Here is a 3,190-nt window from a genome sequence, read left to right as displayed (position 1 = left end):
TGGACGTGGCGACACGGGCGGCGCGCCTGTTCGATGAGGTCGTCATCGCCGTCTATCGCACGCCCGCCAAGAACATGCTCTTCACGCCAGAAGAACGGATGGAACTGATCCGCGAGGCCACCGCGGACCTGCCAAACGTGACGGTGGACCTATTCAGCGGTCTTTTGGTAGAATACGTGCAATCCGTGGGCAGCGCGATCATCGTCAAAGGCTTGCGCACGTCCATGGATTTCGAGATGGAGCTGCAGCAAGCGTTCATGAACCAGATGCTCGCGCCGGGAGTGGAGGTCGTTTGCCTGATGACCAGTCTACGGTACGGCTTTCTCAGCTCCAGCCTGCTGAAGGAGGTGGCGGGGCTCGGAGGTTCGCTCGATGGCATCGTGCCCAGCAATGTGGCCGCTGCCCTTTCTCGCAAACTCGTCAATCGTGACCGGTAGATCGAAGTCGCACACACCCCGCGCCGGCGCGGGCCAAGGCAAGGAGGCACATCGCCATCGACCTTCTCTACCTCGTTGACCGCATCGAAGCCATCATCAATGTTGGCTTCAAGGTTCCCCTCTTCAACAAGACCGTCATCGATGAACGCGAGGTGCTGGACATCATCGATGAGTTGCGCACGCGCATCCCCGAAGAGGTGCGCGCCGCCCGCCGCGCCGCCCAAGACAAAGACAAGCTCTTGTCCCAGGCGCAGGCGGAAGCGGCCCGCATCGTGAGCGGCGCTCAGGAAGAAGCAATGAAGCTCATCGACCAGCAATCCGTCATTCGCGAGGCGCAAGAACGAGCAGATTCCCTCCTGAAGGAAGCACAGGAGCAAGCACGCATTCTACGAGACACGGCGCACGACGATGTCGAGCGCGTGCTGGCGCTGGCGCAATCGCGCGACGAGACAATTCGCACCGAGACGGATGAATATGTGAAGGAAACCCTGGAGCGGCTTGGAGAGTTTCTCAACCGCGAACACTCCTTGGTCGAGAATGGACTCAAGGTCTTCGAGTCGATTAATCACGAGTGAGCGTGCGCCGAGCGAGCAAGTGTGCGCCAATATTTTGCAGCGAGGATCTAGGTGCATGCTTGCCTGGTAAGGAAGGGTTGGCGCCAGGAGTACTTGGGGAGGAGCTTGGGGAGCGAGCGCACCGGCGACGCGATGGGCGCGGCTGACTCCGCGTCCTGGTCGGTAAGGGATGGCGTACCGCCAGCGGGGGCATAGCGCAGCCTGGTCAGGCCCAGGCTGGCCAGCCGCACCACCAGGCGCTGGGTTCGGCGCTCCGCCTGCCGTGCGGCATGCTGGCGCATGCGCTCGGTGAGGTAGGTCTGCCAGCATGGGTCCCAGCGACCACTGAGGTTGGCGCAGCGCAGGGCGAGCACGGCATTGGCGCGCGTGAGGTTCCAGCGCATGCCCGACCCCTTCATCCGCTCTTGCATCACGCGGATGTGGGCGCTCTCCACCGCGCCGGACCCGATGGGCCAGCCCGCCGCCCGCAGGGCCGGGTAGTCCATCTGCGTGGCGCGCTTGCGGAAGTAGGCAATCTCGCGCCGGGCGCTGTTCCTTGCTCCTGGTTCGGCTGGCTGGTCGTCCATCGACCCGCTCTCCCTCGCCGACGGTAGCGGGTCGGTCGTCTTCTCGCTTGATCCCGCAGGCGACGCCATGACAGCCAGCCCAGGCACGGCCTCCTCGATGGCCGTGCACGCCGCCAACAGCGCCGCCGGCCCATGGTCGACGAGTTCGTGGCGCTGCGTGGTGTGCCAGGATGCGGGCAAGTTCACCCCGAGGGTCCGCACGGCCTCCTCCAGCACGCCCAGGTGCTCGGCGGCATGGCTGACATCAAGCACGCGCACCGCATCGGGACGATGGACATCGGCGAACGTCTGCACCCATGTCGCGCCATCCCCCACCGTCCCGGCCTCGTGGGCGCTGCCCACGCCACGCCGGTGCATCTCCCCCAGGGCCGCCTGCGTGAACGTCTCCGCGTCGCACACCCGCGCATAGTAGCTCTGCTCCGTCAGCTGAACCACGGGGGCGCCCTGCTTCTCGCTCACCACCGGCGTGCCAATGACCAGATGGCGCATCTCATGCCAGGCGCCGTCCGTGCCGTGCAGCATGGCTCCGTCGACCTCGAACAGCCGGCGCTCCGCCTGCTCCGGCTCGGGGGGCAGCTCCTGTTCGATGCGCTCCACCGTCGCCGCCTCCACGGCCAGCAGGAGCTGGCCCACCTGCTCGGTCACCCGTCGCACCGTACTGGTCGGGACCGTGACCGCGAAGTATCGTTCTAGAAAAGCACTGGCGCGCGCGAAGGGGAGCGTCTGCCCGAGGTCAGCGCTCAACTGGTGCAGGTGGGCTGCCAGGCTCCCCGGCGGCAGCATCAGTTCGTGGTCCAGGGGGAAAAAGCCCCGTCTGGCAGACGGGGCAGACGCCATAGGTCCGTTGGAGGGTGATGGCGTGGTCCCCCACCGTGGTCAGGCGCCGCTCCTGCGCGCCCCGAGCGTGCAGCGCCGTGCCACACTCCGGGCAGGCGGGAACCTGCGTGTCCCCGGCCTGCCAGTGCTGCGCCGCACTCTCGTGCACCAGCGCCGTCACCCCAGCGGCGTACAGGGCGCGCAAGCGCGTCTGCATGGCGTCCTCGATCTCGAGCATCGTGGCCTTGGGATGCTCCTGTCGCCAGGTGGTCAAGTCCGCCACGTGCTCCGCTGCTAGTTGCTCCCAGTTGGTGCTCATTCGCTGTTCTCCTGCTATGCTTCCGATTGTGGGTAGGGTCTTATCCTAGCACAGCGTAGACCCTCTCGTCCATGACCCCTCGGTGGCCTCAGGGCTTTGCAATGAACATGCTCCGCGTGCGAAGACAAGCAGCCGAACGGTCGATCAAACGTGGCGTCTCCTAGCAGTTTGTCGGAGAGAACATTTTCAGCGTTCAGGCAGCCGCTATATACAGCATTGAAGACGAACGGAAACACACTATATTGCGGTATCTTGGTGTACAGTATTGAATTGTCCGACAAACTGCTAGCAGTGTCCCGTCGAATCCCGCGCTCCACCTTGGGCGGTCGTCATTGCCGACGGCTCTTCAATGAAAAGCCCTGCGTGGCCTGCGCACGTCCAGCCTTCCTCGGCGCCACCTCCGGCAAACCACGGCCTCCCGCCATACCACCCAAGCAACACAGCGCCTACTCGGTGCAAAATATTGGCGCGCACTTG

4 protein-coding genes are annotated in these 3,190 nt (G+C 64.6%); 2 read left to right on the top strand and 2 right to left on the bottom strand.

The window, feature by feature from the left end; translation table 11 throughout:
- Together coaD and ACYDAT_RS15880 are read left to right on the top strand one after the other, a co-directional pair.
- A partial coding sequence (gene coaD, locus ACYDAT_RS15885) for a pantetheine-phosphate adenylyltransferase (protein ID WP_461451395.1) occupies window positions 1–437 on the top strand: 437 nt, incomplete at its 5' end.
- 152 nt (window positions 438–589) lie between these two features.
- Entirely contained in the window at window positions 590–1,012 is a 423-nt protein-coding gene (locus ACYDAT_RS15880; RefSeq protein ID WP_461451393.1) for a hypothetical protein, read from the top strand.
- Between the two features lie 47 nt (window positions 1,013–1,059).
- Here the strand turns inward: ACYDAT_RS15880 and ACYDAT_RS15875 are convergent, their stop codons facing one another.
- Entirely contained in the window at window positions 1,060–2,223 is a 1,164-nt protein-coding gene (locus tag ACYDAT_RS15875) for a hypothetical protein (protein ID WP_461451391.1), read from the bottom strand.
- Between the two features lie 88 nt (window positions 2,224–2,311).
- Window positions 2,312–2,713 (bottom strand): hypothetical protein, encoded by a 402-nt coding sequence (locus ACYDAT_RS15870; RefSeq protein ID WP_461451389.1) that lies wholly within the window; start codon window positions 2,711–2,713, stop codon window positions 2,312–2,314.
- Between the last annotated feature and the right edge of the window lie 477 nt (window positions 2,714–3,190).

The organism is Metallibacterium sp. (genome assembly GCF_054637675.1).
The sequence above is the reverse complement of the archived record's forward strand: the minus strand, read 5'-3'. Positions and strand labels throughout refer to the sequence as shown.